Genomic DNA, 16144 nt, shown 5'->3' on the forward strand with positions numbered 1-16144 from the left:
GCTCTGGCTCTGGCTCTGGCTCTGGCTCTGGCTCTGGCTCTGGCTCTGGCTCTGGCTCTGGCTCTGGCTCTGGCTCTGGCTCTGGCTCTGCAGTATTGTCGATTACTGGATTATTTTGTGTCAGGTTTTTCTTGTCACTGTCTGTAACTTCAAGTTGTACGGATTCAGTTTGTTGTTCGGTGTCATCCTTATCTGACAGTGCGGCTTGTTCATTTTGGTCTGCTTCGCTGGCAACCGCTTGTTGCTCAGAAACATTATCCATTAACGCATCAATATCAGCTGTTAATAGGTTGTCAGCTGCTGTCGATATAAGTTCTTCTGCGGGGATAGAAGACGATTCGGTTGGCTTATTAGCTGCTGTATCAACCGGTATTTCCGGTTCGGTAACAGTCAGGTCTGTCGCCGCTTGCTTGCCATAAATACTGCTATCAATAGTGAAAACATCTTTTTTCAGATAGTCTTTCAGGCTGTTGCTCGGGCCCGGTTCTGCGGATATTTCAACTTCGTCTTCTGATATTTGTTCCTCGGCTATTTCAACATAAACAGCCTGTTGCAGCTCAGCTTCGATATCACTGAGTTGTCCGGGAATTTCAATTTCATCGCCGTTTCTTTCAAATCGCTGCAGATCTTCATCAAAAGGGATGACGGGTTCAACCGGTTCTGAAGACGCCAATTCGCCATCGATTTCTGTGATTTCGCCCGCGATATCGCTATCATCGCCGCTAAGCGGTTTTTGTTCAGTTTTATCATCAAGTTGTACAGTTTCCTCAAAACTGAAGAGCTGTTCTGAGTTACCTTCAATTTCAGTGAGCTCAGCTACTGATTCATCCTGAGTACTGGCCTCGTACTTTTTTACATCCGGCGCCTCACTGGCTGAATCCGTTTCCGTTGCAACGGGCTGTTCATCCATTTCAGGTTGCCGGGTTTCAAGGTCAATATTTGCCCCCTCCAGCAAAGCTTCAATATCGTCCGTATCAAGCTTTTCCGGTTCAGGTTCTGGCTCCGCATCAGCTTCTGCCGGCTCGATATCGAAACTGCTATCGTCGAAAATCTGTTCCAGTGTTTCAGCTTCCGAGCCTTCTGCAGAGATGTCGTCTGCACTGGCATCGATGTCCGTTTCCGGCTTATCTTCCTCCACACTGTTTTCGTAATCATCAAGCAGGGAGGCATCGCTGAACACGGTATCGTCAGCGGTTTCCGGTTCATCCGCCACATTGGATTCAGGTTCAGTAACCGAAAACTGTTCTTCATCTGTGTCGTCTGCTGCTGGAGCTTGTGCCTGATGGTACTGGGCCAGAAGCCTTTCCATGGTTTCGGCAGCTTGATCAATCTGCTGTTGCAGAGATTGGCTATCACCACTGTTGTCTGCCTGGTTTTGTGGTTCTGGCTGCGGGGTGCCGACAGGTAACAGCCCCAGACTGGCATCTATCGCGGCTTCTATTTTTTGCGGCAGTTCTGCCAGCGTTTTGCCATCCTGCTCTACGAAAAGCTTAAGCAACCCTTTATAAAGCAGGCGTTCACGCTCGATAAAATCATTGACCTCAGCATCCAGTGCTTCACCATTGAGGTTATATTTTTCGCTGAGGATCGCTTTAATCTGGTCGGCGCGATGGTCTTTGTTTTGTTTGATTCTTTTTACTGCGGCAGTTGTATCATTTCCAAGCTGACGACTTTTTTTACGGCTATGAAATAACAGGCTGGCCGCGATGACGGCAAAAATAAACGCGACTTCATAGGCCAGCAGTTCAAGGATAGGATCAGCTAAATTCATCTAGATAAGATCTCCTGCTGCTACCAGCGTCGTTGATTGGCGGCGCCACCAGAATACGCCTGCTGCCAGCAGTATAAGAATGATGCCGTTACCTATCAGCAGTTTGACTGTTGAGGACATACCGTTATCAGTTTTTTCGTCGCTTACTTCATCCATGCTGATCAGCTCATCAGCCGTTTCAACCATCGTTTCAGTGGTTTGTGTTTGTTCCGTTTCCACCGCTTCAATGGGAGACTCGGTTATGGCCTGGTCAGGCTCGTCCACTGGCGGCATCGGTGGCTTGTTATCCTGCAATACGATTGGCTCGGGTTGGAGAAAGATCTGGCGGCCTTTTTGCGTTTCGCCGCGGATCTGCAATGACAGTTCATATTCCTGTTGTGGTTGCAGATCAGTCAAGGTCAAACGCCAGTTGTTTGCATCTGTTTTTAACATATCGTAAGGCCACTCGCTGCCGGTTTCTTCCTTCAATAAAGCTGTTATCGTCAGCGATTCAGGTTTTATGAGTTTGGTGTCTGCCTGCACTTGAATCCGATGGCCGCGTGTTTGCTGATCAAGTTGCTCGGTGGCTACCGAAATCGGCATCGCCACCACGTTAATACTCTGCCGCCGCTGGCGTTCAAAGGTGGCGCTTTTCATGGTCACAATCACATCATTACGGCCCGGCATAAAAGCGGAGCCTAACGTGGCGCGATAAAGACCTTTTTTATCATCACGTTGCAGTTCTTCCCGATAGGTTTTTTGATCTTCGACATCCTGCTGCAAAGAGGCATCGACCAGATCGAGGAAAGCCGGACGGGTAATCGTTTGGCCTTTATCGGTCAGACTGGCTTCGAAATCGAATTTCTCTCCTATCAGAACATTATTAGGCAAATCGCTGGTTTGCAGTTTCATATCCGTCACCACCATGACCCGGTTATCGGGATCCAGTGCCGCATCAATTTTCCAGCCACCGTCCACGGGTTGCTCAATGGTAATCAAATCGTAGCTGTTTTCATGCAACCAGCGAATGTTGTTTGCCTGATCCTTTTGCGTCAGGACTTTGCCGTCTGGCAGATGTAATGTGGCCGCGGCTGAGCCGGGTTCTCTGAATACCAGCACCGTCATTTCACTGACACTGCCGTCAATACTGAACTGGTTGTCTTGCAGCGGTACCGTGTCACGCTGCGCTGCTTTCTCGAACAAATGCAGGAAAATACGTTGCAAATCATCAGCCGTCTCGGCTTGCTGATACCAGCCATCGGTGGCCAGTGACAAAGCACGCAGTAATTCATGATCGGCATGTTCCGACAAAGCAATAGTGTGCACGGCAATATTGGCCTGTTTAAGCCGGGGCACCAGTTTATCGAGGATACGTTGCCGTGACGCCTGACTGCTCGCTTTATCAGGTTCGATATCAACAAAGCCATCTGATAACAGAATCAGGCTGCGACGATAAGCAGGATCCGGCTGTTTCTGATTTGCGGTCGCTTTTTGCAAGGCCTGCTCAATATTGGTGAACAAGCCATAAGAATGGATTTTTTCTGAGTTTTTTTCCGCACTTTTTCGCCAGGCATCATTCACATCTTGCCAGGACACCAACATGTTGACGTACCTGGCAAAAGTCCAGACACCGGATTTGGCATCTTCGGGCATCAATCCCACCAGCATGCGTAACGCTGGGGCCCGTAGATTTTCAGGATCATTCTTTTTCATGCTGCCGGAAACATCGATCAGCACCCGAATATCACTGATTGGTTCTTCCGGCACGGCCAAAGCTTGCCGCTGCGGCAATAATGCCAGACAAAGCATGAGCAAAAAGTATTTAAGAAAAACTGGCATAACTTCTTAACCTATTGTTTTATATTGAAATCAGGGGCGTCACCGCTTGAAACGGGACAAAATCCTGACAGCAAATCGCAAGTTAAGTGTGTTATGCAGGTTTTATGCCGCTGAGCTAGGAGAGGATGTTGAAGGCTTGCGCCAGATCAGCCTGAATATCTTCGATACTTTCCAGGCCGACAGAAATCCTGAGCATGCCGTCAGTAATACCTGTCGCCTCTCTGGCTTCCGGGGTCAAGCGGCCATGCGTTGTGGTGGCCGGGTGGGTTATCGTGGTTTTGCTATCCCCCAGATTGGCGGTAATCGAAATCCATTCCAATGCATTAATCAACTTCCAGGCCTCTTTTTGGCCGCCTTTGATTTCAAAAGCGATAATGCCACCAAAAGCTGATTGCTGCTTTTTAGCCAGTTCATGCTGTGGATGGCTGGGCAGGCCGGCGTAAAAAACCTTGTTTACCACTGGTTGTTGTTGCAGCCACTGCGCCAATGCCAATGCAGAAGCAGAATGGGCTTTCATGCGTAAGTCCAGCGTTTCCAAACCTTTCAGGAAAGTCCAGGCATTGAACGGGCTCATGGTCGGTCCCGCAGTGCGCAAAAAGCCATAAATTTCTTCACCGACACGCTGTTTATCACCCACGACCGCGCCACCGATACAGCGGCCCTGTCCATCAATATATTTTGTCGCTGAATGCACAACAATATCGGCGCCCAAAGCCAAAGGCTGTTGCAAAGCCGGTGTGCAGAAACAATTATCCACCACCAGCAAGCAATCATTCGCCTGCGCCAGGGCTGATAAAGCTTCAAGATCAGCAATTTCATTAAGTGGATTGGAGGGTGTTTCCAGAAACAGTATTTTGGTTTCGGGTTTGATCGCTGTCTGCCAGGCATCCATATCAGTCAGCACCACATAATCCGTAGCAATGCCGAATTTACTCAGGTATTTATCAAACAACACACGAGTGGTGCCGAAAATACTCATGGATGAAACAATATGATCGCCGCTGGACAATAAAGCCATCATGGTGGACAAAATGGCAGACATGCCGGAAGAAGTCGCCACCGCCGACTCGCCACCTTCAAGCGCAGCCAGACGTTGTTCAAACGTGCGCACGGTTGGATTGGTGAAGCGTGAATAGATATTGCCGGCCTCATCACCTGAAAAGCGCGCAGCCGCCTGTTCCGCGCTGTCAAAGACAAAGCTGGAAGTCGGGAAAATAGGTTCTGACTGCTCGCCTTCCGCCGTTCTGCGGTGACCGACTCTTACCGCACGGGTGGCAAATCCTTTGTCTTTAAACTTCTCTGTCATTTGTATTCTACGAAACCGTGAAAATCGTCTAATTCTAATGGCTGGGGCCTGTGCTGACCAGTTTTTTCCTGTCCGTCTTCCGCTCAAGAGCAAGTCAGGCATGCTGGCAGGCAGGTTTGACAAGCTTTATCCAGATGATTACAGTTTGCCACACTCTGATACGGGTGCCTGCATCATGGTATGCAGGATAATCGGGAAATTGGTACGTAATCACAATTCCAATACTGCCCCCGCAACGGTATTCAAGTCATAGACAATCACAAGGCCACTGTGTTCGCACGGGAAGGCGATTGTCTGGTCAAACCAGCTTGTAAGTCCGGAGACCGGCCTGTGTCAGCGGGATAGCAATCCCAATTCTTCATGTCGCGGTGGGCGGCTAAGGCGAATCCTTATCAGCAAATGCCGAGATTTCGTCACGTCCCCGAACATGTGTTTTCCGTCTCGATATCGGGTTGGATATCGTTAAAAACAGGCTTACATCATGTTTCCAAATAAAAAAATTCTTTCCACAGCTATCAGCACCTGTTTACTAGCTTCAATTGCCTTCTCAGTTCAGGCAGAACAAACCGAACTTGAGCAACTGGTTGTCACGGCAACGCGAACCCCCACGCCCATTCACAATATCGGCAGTAGCGTGACCGTGATTAGCGAGGCAGAGATAGAAAAAAAACAGTTCCAGACCCTGTCGGATGCTTTAAAGCATGTGCCCGGCCTTAGGGTCGTTGAACTCGGCGGCCGCGGCAGTCAGACATCCGTTTTTGCCAGAGGCACAAACTCCAATCATACCCTCGTGCTGGTGGATGGGATTGAAATCAACGATCCCAGCTCGCCGACCGGTGCTTTCGACTTTGCCCACTTCCTGCTTGACGATGTCGAATCAATCGAAGTAGTTCGCGGTTCCCAAAGCGTACTGTATGGTGCTGATGCGATTGGCAGTGTGATCCAGATTCGTACCCGTCAGGGGCAAGGCAGACTGAAAACACGCGCCAAAGTGGAAGCCGGGACTAAATCCACGCATCACGAAACGCTGGCCTTATCAGGTTCCAATGGCGACTTTAATTATTCAATTACCGGCGGCCTGTTTGAATCAGACGGCGACAGTATTGCCACCGAAAAAAGACTGGCGCCCGGCAGCATCAAAGATGATGATGGTTATAACAGCAAAGTCGTCTCAGCACGGATGGGCTGGGATATCAGTTCACAACTGTCCAGCAGAGTCACTGCCAGATATATTGACTCGGACACCGATATCGACGGAGGTTTCGACTTTTCCGGCAATACCGCTGAGGACCTCGACGCTGAAAATAAGACCCGTCAGTTATATCTGGGTGCAGAATTGGCAGGCAACTTCTTTTCCGGCATGTGGCAACCGACACTGTTATTCACCCACACCGATGTCGAACGTAAGAACAGGAATGATCGACAGGATCCATTCGGCACCCTCGATCGCAGCAATTACGACGGTGAGAAAAACAAGATCAGCCTGCAAAATGATCTGTACTTCATCCACAACAACCTGATTACCGTCGGTTATGAATTTGAAGAAGAAAAAATGCAGGCCGACGGCTTTACAGATTTCGGTGGATTTATACAGACACAGCTGACCGATGAAACGCGTCAGAATCGTGCTGTCTATATACAGGATCAAATCACATTGACCGACCGTTTAAATACGACTTTGGGCGTTCGCCACGACAATACAGATGATTTTGATTCAGAAACTACTTACCGCATCACGGCAAATTATCAGCTTACGGATAGCTCGCGCGTTAGAGCCGCACACGGAACAGGTTTCAGAGCACCCTCTCTTTATGAACTTTTCGGCTTTACCCCGACGAATTTTGGCAGTGCCTATATGGGTAACCCGGATCTGGATGCGGAAACCAGTGAAAACTGGGAAGTGGGGATTGATCAAAGTTGGTTTAATCATCGTTTGGACAGCAGTGTGACTATTTTCAAAAACGATATTGATGATCTGATCACAACAGTCTTTTTACCCAGCTTTGACAGTACCAGTGTGAATCAGAATAAAGCGGATATTCATGGTGCAGAAGCGGTATTCTCACTGGCCGCCACATCACAGCTCGATTTCAACCTGAACTATACTTTCACTCGCACTGAAGACGACAATGATCAGGCGTTACTCCGTCGTCCCAAACATCTGGCAAACTTTGATGTCGAATACAGACCGACGAATAAGCTGACATTGACAGGCACACTGAATTATATCGGCAGCCGTAAGGACGTGGACGGTGTCGGTCAGCGAGTCAGAATGGGCAGTTACACGGTCGTCAACCTGGCAGCGAATTACCAACTGAATACCAACACCCGTCTGTTTGGGCGCGTTGAAAACCTGGCTGATAAGGAGTATGAGGCTGCATACGGCTTCCAGGGAACCGGCATCACGGGTATTGTCGGTGTTGAGATTGCAAATTATTGATACAAACTCGTGGGCAGCTTATGCTGCCCACCCTATATCCAATGGTTCTCATATGACAGATAAATCCACACGTCACACCAAACGAATGCAGCGGCAAAAAGCCATTGTTGACCAACAAATCCAGAAAGCGAACAAGGACAAGGGCCTGCTACTGGTTATTACCGGCAACGGCAAGGGCAAGAGTTCGTCTGGTTTTGGCATGGTAGCTCGCGCCCTCGGCCACGATATGAAAGTTGGTGTGGTGCAGTTTATCAAAGGGCCCTTCAGTACCGGCGAGGAAAAATTCTTCCGCCGTTTCCCGGAAGAGGTTGACTACCATGTGGTCGGTGACGGTTTTACCTGGGAAACCCAGAACCTGGAACAGGATATCGCTTCGGCTGAGAAAGGCTGGGAGGTCTGCAAAGCCATGCTGCAAAACCCCGATATCGATATCGTCTTGCTGGACGAGCTTAATATCGTATTGAAGATGAAATATCTGGATACCGAAAAAATACTGGCCGATATTGCTGCCAGACCGCCAATGCAGCATGTGATTATCACCGGACGTGGCGCACCCGAAGCGGTAATCGAGGCCGCCGATACGGTGAGCCGGATTGAGGATGTCAAACATGCTTTTCGTGCAGGCATCAAAGCACAAAAAGGGATCGAATTATAATCGAATCTGGCCTGCTTCTTGCTCTGTCATATTACTGTAAAGTTACCCACATTTTCTGTGGATAACTCTGTGATTAAGTTTGGAGTTATTCGCTAAGCGCCTCATAAACAAGGGCTCTCCTCAAAATGGTCAAAATTTAACCATAAATTTTTATCTATATATTTCAATAGCTTATAAAGCAATTATTAAAAATCAGTTAGTTACGGGAACTTTTTTAAACACTACTTCAGCGCAAACAGACAAGTGAATAACTTGGGGGAGTTGTTAGTAGTAACTGGTGAGGCGGCCAGCAGATGTAATGAGCCCGATAGTGAGTACTATCGGGCTCGTTTCTTGCTAATAAATACAGCGATCAGGAATCAACTGATTCGGCGGCATTTTCCATTTGCAGATGGAGTTCGTCATCCTGCAATGTGACCCGGACATGCCCCCCGCCCTTACTGAGCTTGCCAAACAGCAATTCATCGGCCAAAGGACGTTTTATTTTTTCCTGTACCAGCCGCGCCATAGGCCGTGCGCCCATTTGCACGTCATAACCGTGTTCAGCCAACCAACGGCGGGCCGCATCATCAATCTCGATGGTAACGTTTTTATCCTGCAACAACATTTCCAGTTCCAGCACTGCTTTATCAGCAACCCGCAGAATCGCTTCCTTGCTTAACGGTTTAAACTGAATAATGCCATCCAGACGGTTACGGAATTCAGGAGTAAACGTCCGTTTCACCGCTTCCATGCCATCGGTCTGATTATCTTGTGGTGTGAAACCGATGGACGCACGTGCCATATCCTGTGCACCAGCATTACTGGTCATGACCAAAACCACATGACGGAAATCAGCTTTACGACCGTTGTTGTCGGTGAGCGTACCGTGGTCCATCACCTGCAACAACAGGTTGAACACGTCAGGATGGGCTTTCTCGATTTCATCCAGTAGCAATACAGCATGCGGTTGCTTGATAATTGCATCGGTCAGCAACCCACCCTGATCAAATCCGACATATCCCGGTGGTGCGCCAATCAGACGGGAAACGGTATGACTTTCCATATACTCGGACATATCAAAGCGAATCAGATCAACGCCTAGGTTATGCGCTAGCTGCCTGGTCACTTCAGTTTTACCCACCCCGGTGGGGCCGGCGAACAAAAAAGCACCCGTCGGTTTTTCCGGATGGCCGAGACCTGAGCGGCCCATTTTAATAGCAGAGCTCAGGGCCGATATGGCTTCATCCTGACCGAAAATAACGCGTTTAAGATTATTTTCCAGCTTGCGTAGATTATCTTTGTCGGCGTTGCTGACTGTTTTGGCAGGAATACGGGCAATCTTGGCGACAATAGCTTGTACATCGTTAACACCGATGAGTTTTTTGCGTCTGGATTTGGGCGCAATACGTTGAGCGGCCCCGACCTCATCCAGCACATCAATCGCTTTATCCGGCAGGAAACGGTCATTAATATGACGATGTGACAGTTCTGCGGCCTGGGCAATTGCGGCATTGGAATAACGCACATTATGATGTTCTTCCAGCCCCGGTTTCAGGCCTTTCAGAATTTCAATTGTTTCAGCCACTGTCGGTTCAGGCACATCAATTTTCTGGAACCGGCGGGCCAGAGCACGATCATGCTCAAAAATTCCGCGGTATTCCTGATAGGTTGTCGAACCAATACACTTCAATTCGCCACTGGCCAGCAACGGTTTCAGCAGGTTGGCCGCATCCATAGTACTGTTACCGGCACTGCCGGCACCGATCATGGTGTGAATCTCATCGATAAACAAGATGGCATGTGGCTGTTTTTTCAGCTCGCGTAATAATGATTTCAGCCGTTTCTCGAAATCACCCCGGTATTTGGTACCGGCAACCAAAGCGCCCATATCCAACGAGAAAATAACGGTTTTAGACAAGACTTCAGGTACATCGCCCTGCACAATACGCAAGGCAAGCCCTTCAGCCAGTGCGGTTTTACCTACACCCGCTTCTCCGACAAACAAAGGGTTATTTTTACGGCGACGACACAAAACCTGCAAAGTCCGTTCAATTTCATCAGCCCGGCCGATTAAAGGATCGATCTTGCCTTTCTTGGCCGCGGCATTCAGATTAGCGGCATACAAAGTGAGCGGATTTTTACCGTCGTCGACAGCTTCTTCCGCTTCCAACTTGGCTTCATCGTCTGATTCCTCTATCACCTCATCAATACCGCCGTGACTGATGGCATTCACCACATCCAGACGGGTAACATCCTGTTTTTGCAACAGATAAACTGCTTGAGACTGTTGTTCGGAAAAGATGGAGACCAGAACATTAGCACCAGTCACCTCAGTTCCGCCGGAAGACTGCACATGCATGACAGCACGCTGCAGAATGCGCTGAAATGCAAGCGTAGGCTGGGTTTCACGCTCACTGTCTTCCGACAGAGTCGGTAGATTATCAGCCAGAAAATCACTCAGCTCCTGTCGCAAGAGTGGAATATCCACATCACAAGCCTTCAACACTGCCAAAGCCTGGCCGTTTTCCAGCAATGCCAGCAGCAAATGCTCAACCGTCAGAAATTCATGCGAGCGTTGACGTGCGTAGTTAAATGCCTGACTAAGGGTTTGTTCGAGTTCTTTACTTAACATCTCTCGTTCCGCCTGTTGATTGGATATCGAACCGGGTCATTCCTCTTCCATAGTACATTGCAGCGGATGGCCGTGGCGCTGAGAATAGCTATTGACCTGTTCAACTTTGGCTTCTGCTATCTCATAAGTAAAAATACCACACAAGGCACTGCCTTCGGTGTGAACTTGCAACATGGTGCGTGTTGCACGCTCACGCCCCATACCAAACAAGGTTTCCAGGACCTCAACCACAAAATCCATAGGCGTATAGTTGTCGTTAAGCATAATCACCCGGTACTTGGGTGGTCGCTTCAATTCCGGCTTTGCCGGTGCAACAGCATATTCATTATCGCCGTGCCAATCGTGATCGTTATCCTGACTCATGCGCTTTGTTAACTCGCTTGATCAACCATTTTCTGCAGTTCGCCGTTTTCATACAGCTCCATGATGATGTCACAACCACCTACCAACTCACCGTCGATGTAAAGCTGAGGGAAGGTCGGCCAATCTGCATAACGATGCAGATTTTCACGCACTTCAGGCTCTGCCAGTACATTAATGTATGCAAACTCTGAACCACATGCCGCAAGCGCCTGCGATGCTCTGCTGGAAAAACCGCACTGCGGGAATTCCGGTGTGCCTTTCATAAACAGGATAACTGGGTTGGATTCAATCGCCTGTTTAATTCGCTCCATAATAATATCCATTATAAAATCCTCTAATTGGAAAAAAAGTCAGTTATTCAAGTGGGGACAATGCTGATAATTTCAAGGTTAGGCTAGTTGAAGTCGAGCTGCAATAGCCCCAAAACCCCATCCAGACCATTGTGATTAATCGCTGTGTCCGCCTGCTGCTGGACTTTGGGTTTGGCATGGTAAGCCACACTCAAACCGGCGGGTTCCATCATCAGCAGATCATTCGCGCCATCCCCCACTGCCAGCGCCTGAGTCGGTAAAATATTCAGCTGGTCGCAGCAGGAAAGCAGAAAATCCGCCTTGGCTTTTGCACCACAGATGTCACCTTCCACTTCACCGGTCAATTTACCCTTATGCTCAGCGAGCCGGTTGGCCTGGCTAAAATCCAGATCCAGGCGCTGCTGCAACCGCTCAGTAAAAAAGGTAAACCCGCCTGAAACCAACGCCAATTTAATGCCTTGCCGTTTCAGTGTTGCAACCATGATCTCCGCTCCCGGGTTCAGTTGTAAACGCTCCTGATAAACCCGGTCCAATACCGACACATCCAGCCCTTGTAACAAAGACACCCGGCTTCTAAGTGAAGTTTCAAAATCAATTTCGCCACGCATGGCCGCTTCCGTAATCTCTGCCACTTGCGGTTTCAGATTCATGAAATCAGCAATCTCATCAATACATTCGATGCTGATCAAGGTCGAGTCCATATCGGTGACGACTAACCTGGCGCTATCAATATCAAAACTATCAGGCAGCTGATTGATATCGAAATCATGCTGTTGCCGCAATGTTGTAAGCGTCTCTGACGGAAGCACATCAGATTCAATACTGGCAAATTGCTGTGCCCACTCCAGCTTGCCCCCCACCTGCCTGGCAATCTGTCTGGCAGTTTCTGCCGTTAACGCACAGCCCTGCAAAACCAATTTTGTCATAATTTACCTGTTTCAGAATATACCCGTGATACTCGGAAATTCGCTTAAAAATGGGCTCGTCATCGCGAGGCCGCAGGCCGGAGTGATCCAGTCAGGCACAGCGGTATAGAAGTGGAAATATTTCGCCACTACTGGTTATCACTGTAGGACTGGATTGATTCACTGCCACTCGCAATAACAAATCGTCTGGCAACCTGAGCGTAGCCGGCAAGAATCTCTATATCTCGCTGATATCGTGCATTTCCAGGTTGTTTCGGTATAACATCGGCGATGTCTGAAATCATCAGACCACCGAGCCATGGTAACAATCTGTGAGATTAAAACTGCGGTTTGACCGGGGCCGCCTTGAAACGCTCCACACTAGCCACGATTTCGGCTTTGGCTTCTTCTTTACCTACCCAGCCTTCAAGTTTGACCCACTTATTTTTTTCCAGATCTTTGTAATGTTCAAAGAAGTGTGACAGCTGATCCAGTAACCGTGATGGCAAATCATTCACGTCTTCCACATCGTCATACATTTTGTCGTGAGGTACGGCAATCACTTTGGCATCTTCACCAGACTCATCAGTCATTTTCAGCATGCCAACTGGACGACACTGAACCACAGAACCGCTAATCAGGGCATAAGGGCTGACCACCAGCACGTCAACCGGATCACCGTCATCAGACAAAGTATGCGGCACATAACCGTAGTTGCATGGGTAGAACATGGCCGTGTTCATAAAACGGTCGACAAACAAAGCGCCTGTTTCTTTATCGACTTCATACTTCACTGGATCAGAGTGTGAAGGGATTTCGATGATGACATTAATGTCTTCAGGCAAATTTTTGCCTGAACCAACACGGTCAAGGTTCATAAAGTCTAAGCTCCAGTTAGCAAGTGGATAAATTTTTTGATTATAAAAGAAAACCCGTCAGGATTAAACTGATGAACATCTTACTCATGGTATTCACTGTTCCAGCGGAATCATTTCAAAATCTTCCTTGGCCGCACCACAATCCGGACAGACCCAGTCATCCGGGATGTCTTCCCACGCGGTGCCCGGTGCAATCCCTTCTTCCGGTAGACCTTCTGCCTCATCGTAAACAAATCCGCAAACGGTACAAATCCACTTTCTCATACTAGTGCTCCTTCAGCATGGTCATCGGGTCAGCAACAAAAGCCCGACCACAAGCAAAAGCATTGAAAAAAGCTGACTAAGATGTCTTGCTGGTAAGTGTTTGGCCAGACGTGCACCTAAAGGTGCGCAGAATATGCTGGTAGCAATAATACCGGCAAAAGCCTGCCAGTGCACAAAACCGGTCTGCCAGTCAGCCTCTATCTGATGTACATATGCACCCATCAATATAAAGCCTATCACGCCACTGATTGCAATAGGAAAACCACAAGCTGCGGCAGTGCCGATTGCTCGTTGTACAGCCTGTCCTGCCATCAGCAGATAGGGTACCACCAGCGTCCCTCCCCCAATACCTACCATGGCTGAAACAACCCCACTAACAAGCCCGTAGCTGCTGATAATGGGGATTCTGAGCAGTTTTCCAGATACAGAGTGCGGTTGCGGTAACCACATTCTGGCGGCCATCACCAAGGCAAACAGAGCAAATACTTTCTGCAACCATTGGCTTGGCAGATTGGCGGCAATCACTGCCCCGCTGAGGCTGCCTATCATCAGACCGGGTGCCAGCCGTTTGACCAGAAACCAATCGATCATCCGGTATCGATGATGGGCATACATGGATGATAGCGAGGTAATACAAATTGTCATCAAAGAAGTACCGATTGCCACATGGATAACCGCATCAGCAGACATGCCCTGCCAGCTGAAAACCAGCATCAGCACCGGTACGATAACCAGCCCGCCGCCAACGCCGAACAAACCGGCAACAAGGCCTGCAATGGTCCCGGCGGCTGCGTAACTCAACCATTCAATCATTATTCGGGCATTTCTCCATCAACCATCACTGCTTCGACTCTTCATCAAGGACTCGGCCAGAGGCCTACGGGGCTATGTGCATAGTAATTACGGTGACAGTTTACTGAATACACTCAACTTCTACCCTCATTTCTTCTTTTTTTCCTCTCGCCTTCTTTTCAGACCATTTCTTCAGGTTCAGTCCCTGGTCAGTCACGGTCTCTTAATACACAAATATTGAACTTTCCCTCGAAGTTAAGAGCAAATCAGCAATATTTCGGAGAAAACTCAAATTAAGGAACGCTTATGTATTATCCGCAGATTACGCCGATGGTTGCTGATTATTCGTTTCATCGGCGAAAATCAGTGCAACCTGCAGATTTACATGCATCCTTACAGTACCTCCGTAGCGATGATGGTCTTCTCGCAGTAGCTGAGATATGTATAAGAGGCAGGGCCAGTCATAGTGGCGGGCGATGGTTAAAGGCTGCTTCTTTTCGTTATGTTCACAAACTCTATCATGGCGGATATCAGCGGGAATGGAATCACTGGCTTGAGTGAATGGGATCAAGCTAAAACGGTAGTGTAATGCGGTATTTGACGGACAGCAGCCGTAGCGTAAAGGTTGCCGTGATACCCGTTAGCATGGCGATCGGTATATCGCGCGTCCACTCCAGTGCTATCAGAAACACGGCACTGCCCAGTAAGGCGCAAGTGGCATATAACTCACTACGACGCAACACATTGGGAATTTCATTGCAGATAATATCGCGCAATATGCCGCCAAATATCGCCGTCATTGCACCAAGCAACATGGCGATGTGGAAATCACAGCCCGCCTGATGCGCTACATTGGCACCGGATGCACTAAACAAGCCAAGCCCCAGCGCATCCAGCACATTAAAGATATTGGCTACTCGCCGATTTCCGTAAAAAGTGCTTGTCAATGGTGTAGAAGCCAGAGCAAAACCAAATAGTATCAGCGCATAAGCCGAATGCTCAATCCAGAATAATGGGTAATGCCCTAACAGTGAATCACGCACTGTCCCACCACCAAAGGCGGCAATCATACTGACCGTGTAGACACCAATCAGATCCATTCCCTTTTTGCGTGCCTCGATAATTCCGGTAAAAGCAAAGGCCAGCACCCCCAGTAACTCGACCAGTAAGAAAAGGTTGTTCACAAAAGCAAGTTCCCCAGCAATATCGGCCGCGCAATCTCTATCAGCATCCGGAAAGATAATGAGCGGCGACTCGCTCCCAGTTCCTTTCCTCACACCATCAGTGGTTTTAGAAAAACCAAAGCTTAACGCCTAACAAGTTTTACCACTTCATAATTTCTGATTTTCTGATACCCATAAGTCTTGTAAACGCCGCGCCATTATCAAAGGCAGTCTTGTTCGGGATTGGTGAAATTACGACCTGAACCTTGCTAAATCCGACTAAAACCCATGCCGACTTTTGCACGCGAAACCCGATAAGGCGCACCAGGAAGAACCGTAAGTAAACAGATGAAACAAAAGAATTTCCTATAAAACAGATTCCTTGTCTGGCTTTTAACTGCATTTTTGATGTGCCGAAGAGCGACTTGATGCGTAGATGTTATGTTGCCTGATCCACTTGAAAAAGCGCATCACCTGCAAGCGGTGTCGCTTCAATATCAACTTCGATTGCTACTTCTGACAAAGCCCCCCGTTACTGAATTTAGTTCCCGCCCCCGAAGCATCACACCGAACATCACGGTGCAAATGACCAGTTTGGCAAGAATTGTGTCGCATGCATTCAAGTCCGTGCAGCCAGCTACGTGAAAAATGTTTCGGTGCACTTGCAACCCGACAAACTGCCAGTAGCACATTTTGTCGCGGGTCGGAATCATCCGGCGAACGGCCTATATAATTATAAATACGAGGATAGAGCCCAATGAGGATCAGTGAAAACACTACTCTGAAATCAGGAGTAGACAACAAGCAACTCTGGGGGCTGGATTTCCATAATTCGGTCTTTCCACTTCATCAAGGGCGTTTCAT

The 16144-nt window shown here is 48.5% G+C and carries 13 protein-coding genes and 1 riboswitch; of the genes, 2 read left to right on the top strand and 11 right to left on the bottom strand.

Going from position 1 to position 16144, the window contains the following annotated elements; translation table 11 throughout:
* The 3 genes from OMP95_RS07645 to OMP95_RS07655 form a co-directional block, all read right to left on the bottom strand.
* Nucleotides 1-1771, bottom strand: a 1771-nt coding sequence (locus OMP95_RS07645) for a hypothetical protein (RefSeq protein WP_266327592.1), incomplete at its 3' end; no start/stop codon positions are given.
* Nucleotides 1772-3589: a VWA domain-containing protein gene (locus OMP95_RS07650; protein ID WP_266327594.1), complete on the bottom strand. Its 1818-nt coding sequence runs from the start codon at nt 3587-3589 to the stop codon at nt 1772-1774.
* A 115-nt stretch (nt 3590-3704) separates the two neighbouring features.
* On the bottom strand, nt 3705-4895 hold the full coding sequence (locus OMP95_RS07655; RefSeq protein WP_266327596.1) for an O-succinylhomoserine sulfhydrylase: 1191 nt from the start codon (nt 4893-4895) through the stop codon (nt 3705-3707).
* A 145-nt stretch (nt 4896-5040) separates the two neighbouring features.
* Nucleotides 5041-5242, top strand: a riboswitch (cobalamin riboswitch).
* Nucleotides 5243-5376: 134 nt separating this feature from the next.
* On the opposite strand from OMP95_RS07655, the gene OMP95_RS07660 reads away from it, so the two are divergent.
* Nucleotides 5377-7335, top strand: coding sequence for a TonB-dependent receptor plug domain-containing protein (locus tag OMP95_RS07660; RefSeq protein ID WP_266327598.1), 1959 nt, complete (start codon nt 5377-5379; stop codon nt 7333-7335).
* Between the two features lie 52 nt (nt 7336-7387).
* On the top strand, nt 7388-7990 hold the full coding sequence (gene cobO / locus OMP95_RS07665; protein WP_266327600.1) for a cob(I)yrinic acid a,c-diamide adenosyltransferase: 603 nt from the start codon (nt 7388-7390) through the stop codon (nt 7988-7990).
* 352 nt (nt 7991-8342) lie between these two features.
* Here cobO and clpA read toward each other — a convergent pair whose 3' ends face one another.
* From clpA to OMP95_RS07705, 8 genes are all read right to left on the bottom strand, one after another.
* A complete protein-coding gene (clpA, locus tag OMP95_RS07670) occupies nt 8343-10604 on the bottom strand; it encodes an ATP-dependent Clp protease ATP-binding subunit ClpA (protein WP_266327602.1) in 2262 nt (753 codons plus the stop codon).
* 36 nt (nt 10605-10640) lie between these two features.
* Complete coding sequence (gene clpS / locus OMP95_RS07675) at nt 10641-10967, bottom strand: ATP-dependent Clp protease adapter ClpS (RefSeq protein ID WP_266327604.1); 327 nt, start codon at nt 10965-10967, stop codon at nt 10641-10643.
* Nucleotides 10968-10975: 8 nt separating this feature from the next.
* The gene (gene grxD, locus OMP95_RS07680; RefSeq protein WP_266327606.1) at nt 10976-11290 is read right to left on the bottom strand and encodes a Grx4 family monothiol glutaredoxin; all 315 of its coding nucleotides are present in this window, start codon (nt 11288-11290) and stop codon (nt 10976-10978) included.
* A gap of 71 nt (nt 11291-11361) precedes the next feature.
* The gene (serB, locus tag OMP95_RS07685) at nt 11362-12204 is read right to left on the bottom strand and encodes a phosphoserine phosphatase SerB (protein WP_266327608.1); all 843 of its coding nucleotides are present in this window, start codon (nt 12202-12204) and stop codon (nt 11362-11364) included.
* A gap of 317 nt (nt 12205-12521) precedes the next feature.
* Nucleotides 12522-13061, bottom strand: a complete 540-nt coding sequence (gene ppa / locus OMP95_RS07690; RefSeq protein WP_266327610.1) for an inorganic diphosphatase — start codon at nt 13059-13061, stop codon at nt 12522-12524.
* Nucleotides 13062-13154: 93 nt separating this feature from the next.
* Nucleotides 13155-13325, bottom strand: a complete 171-nt coding sequence (gene rd / locus OMP95_RS07695) for a rubredoxin (RefSeq protein WP_266327611.1) — start codon at nt 13323-13325, stop codon at nt 13155-13157.
* 21 nt (nt 13326-13346) lie between these two features.
* Nucleotides 13347-14138, bottom strand: coding sequence for a sulfite exporter TauE/SafE family protein (locus OMP95_RS07700; RefSeq protein WP_266327612.1), 792 nt, complete (start codon nt 14136-14138; stop codon nt 13347-13349).
* A 551-nt stretch (nt 14139-14689) separates the two neighbouring features.
* Nucleotides 14690-15301 carry a trimeric intracellular cation channel family protein gene (locus OMP95_RS07705; RefSeq protein WP_266327613.1) on the bottom strand — a complete coding sequence of 204 codons (612 nt, stop codon included), beginning with the start codon at nt 15299-15301 and terminating at the stop codon, nt 14690-14692.
* Between the last annotated feature and the right edge of the window lie 843 nt (nt 15302-16144).

Origin of the sequence: Methylophaga sp. OBS4, assembly GCF_026319305.1 — a bacterium.
In the GTDB taxonomy this organism is placed as follows: Bacteria; Pseudomonadota; Gammaproteobacteria; order Nitrosococcales; family Methylophagaceae; genus Methylophaga.

Excerpts from the sequence above, each read along its gene's own strand:
- OMP95_RS07650 (WP_266327594.1), bottom strand. The coding sequence starts at position 3,589 with ATGCCAGTTTTTCTTAAATACTTTTTGCTCATGCTTTGTCTGGCATTA.
- OMP95_RS07655 (WP_266327596.1), bottom strand. The coding sequence starts at position 4,895 with ATGACAGAGAAGTTTAAAGACAAAGGATTTGCCACCCGTGCGGTAAGA.
- OMP95_RS07660 (WP_266327598.1), top strand. The coding sequence starts at position 5,377 with ATGTTTCCAAATAAAAAAATTCTTTCCACAGCTATCAGCACCTGTTTA.
- cobO (WP_266327600.1), top strand. The coding sequence starts at position 7,388 with ATGACAGATAAATCCACACGTCACACCAAACGAATGCAGCGGCAAAAA.
- clpA (WP_266327602.1), bottom strand. The coding sequence starts at position 10,604 with ATGTTAAGTAAAGAACTCGAACAAACCCTTAGTCAGGCATTTAACTAC.
- clpS (WP_266327604.1), bottom strand. The coding sequence starts at position 10,967 with ATGAGTCAGGATAACGATCACGATTGGCACGGCGATAATGAATATGCT.
- grxD (WP_266327606.1), bottom strand. The coding sequence starts at position 11,290 with ATGGATATTATTATGGAGCGAATTAAACAGGCGATTGAATCCAACCCA.
- serB (WP_266327608.1), bottom strand. The coding sequence starts at position 12,204 with ATGACAAAATTGGTTTTGCAGGGCTGTGCGTTAACGGCAGAAACTGCC.
- ppa (WP_266327610.1), bottom strand. The coding sequence starts at position 13,061 with ATGAACCTTGACCGTGTTGGTTCAGGCAAAAATTTGCCTGAAGACATT.
- rd (WP_266327611.1), bottom strand. The coding sequence starts at position 13,325 with ATGAGAAAGTGGATTTGTACCGTTTGCGGATTTGTTTACGATGAGGCA.
- OMP95_RS07700 (WP_266327612.1), bottom strand. The coding sequence starts at position 14,138 with ATGATTGAATGGTTGAGTTACGCAGCCGCCGGGACCATTGCAGGCCTT.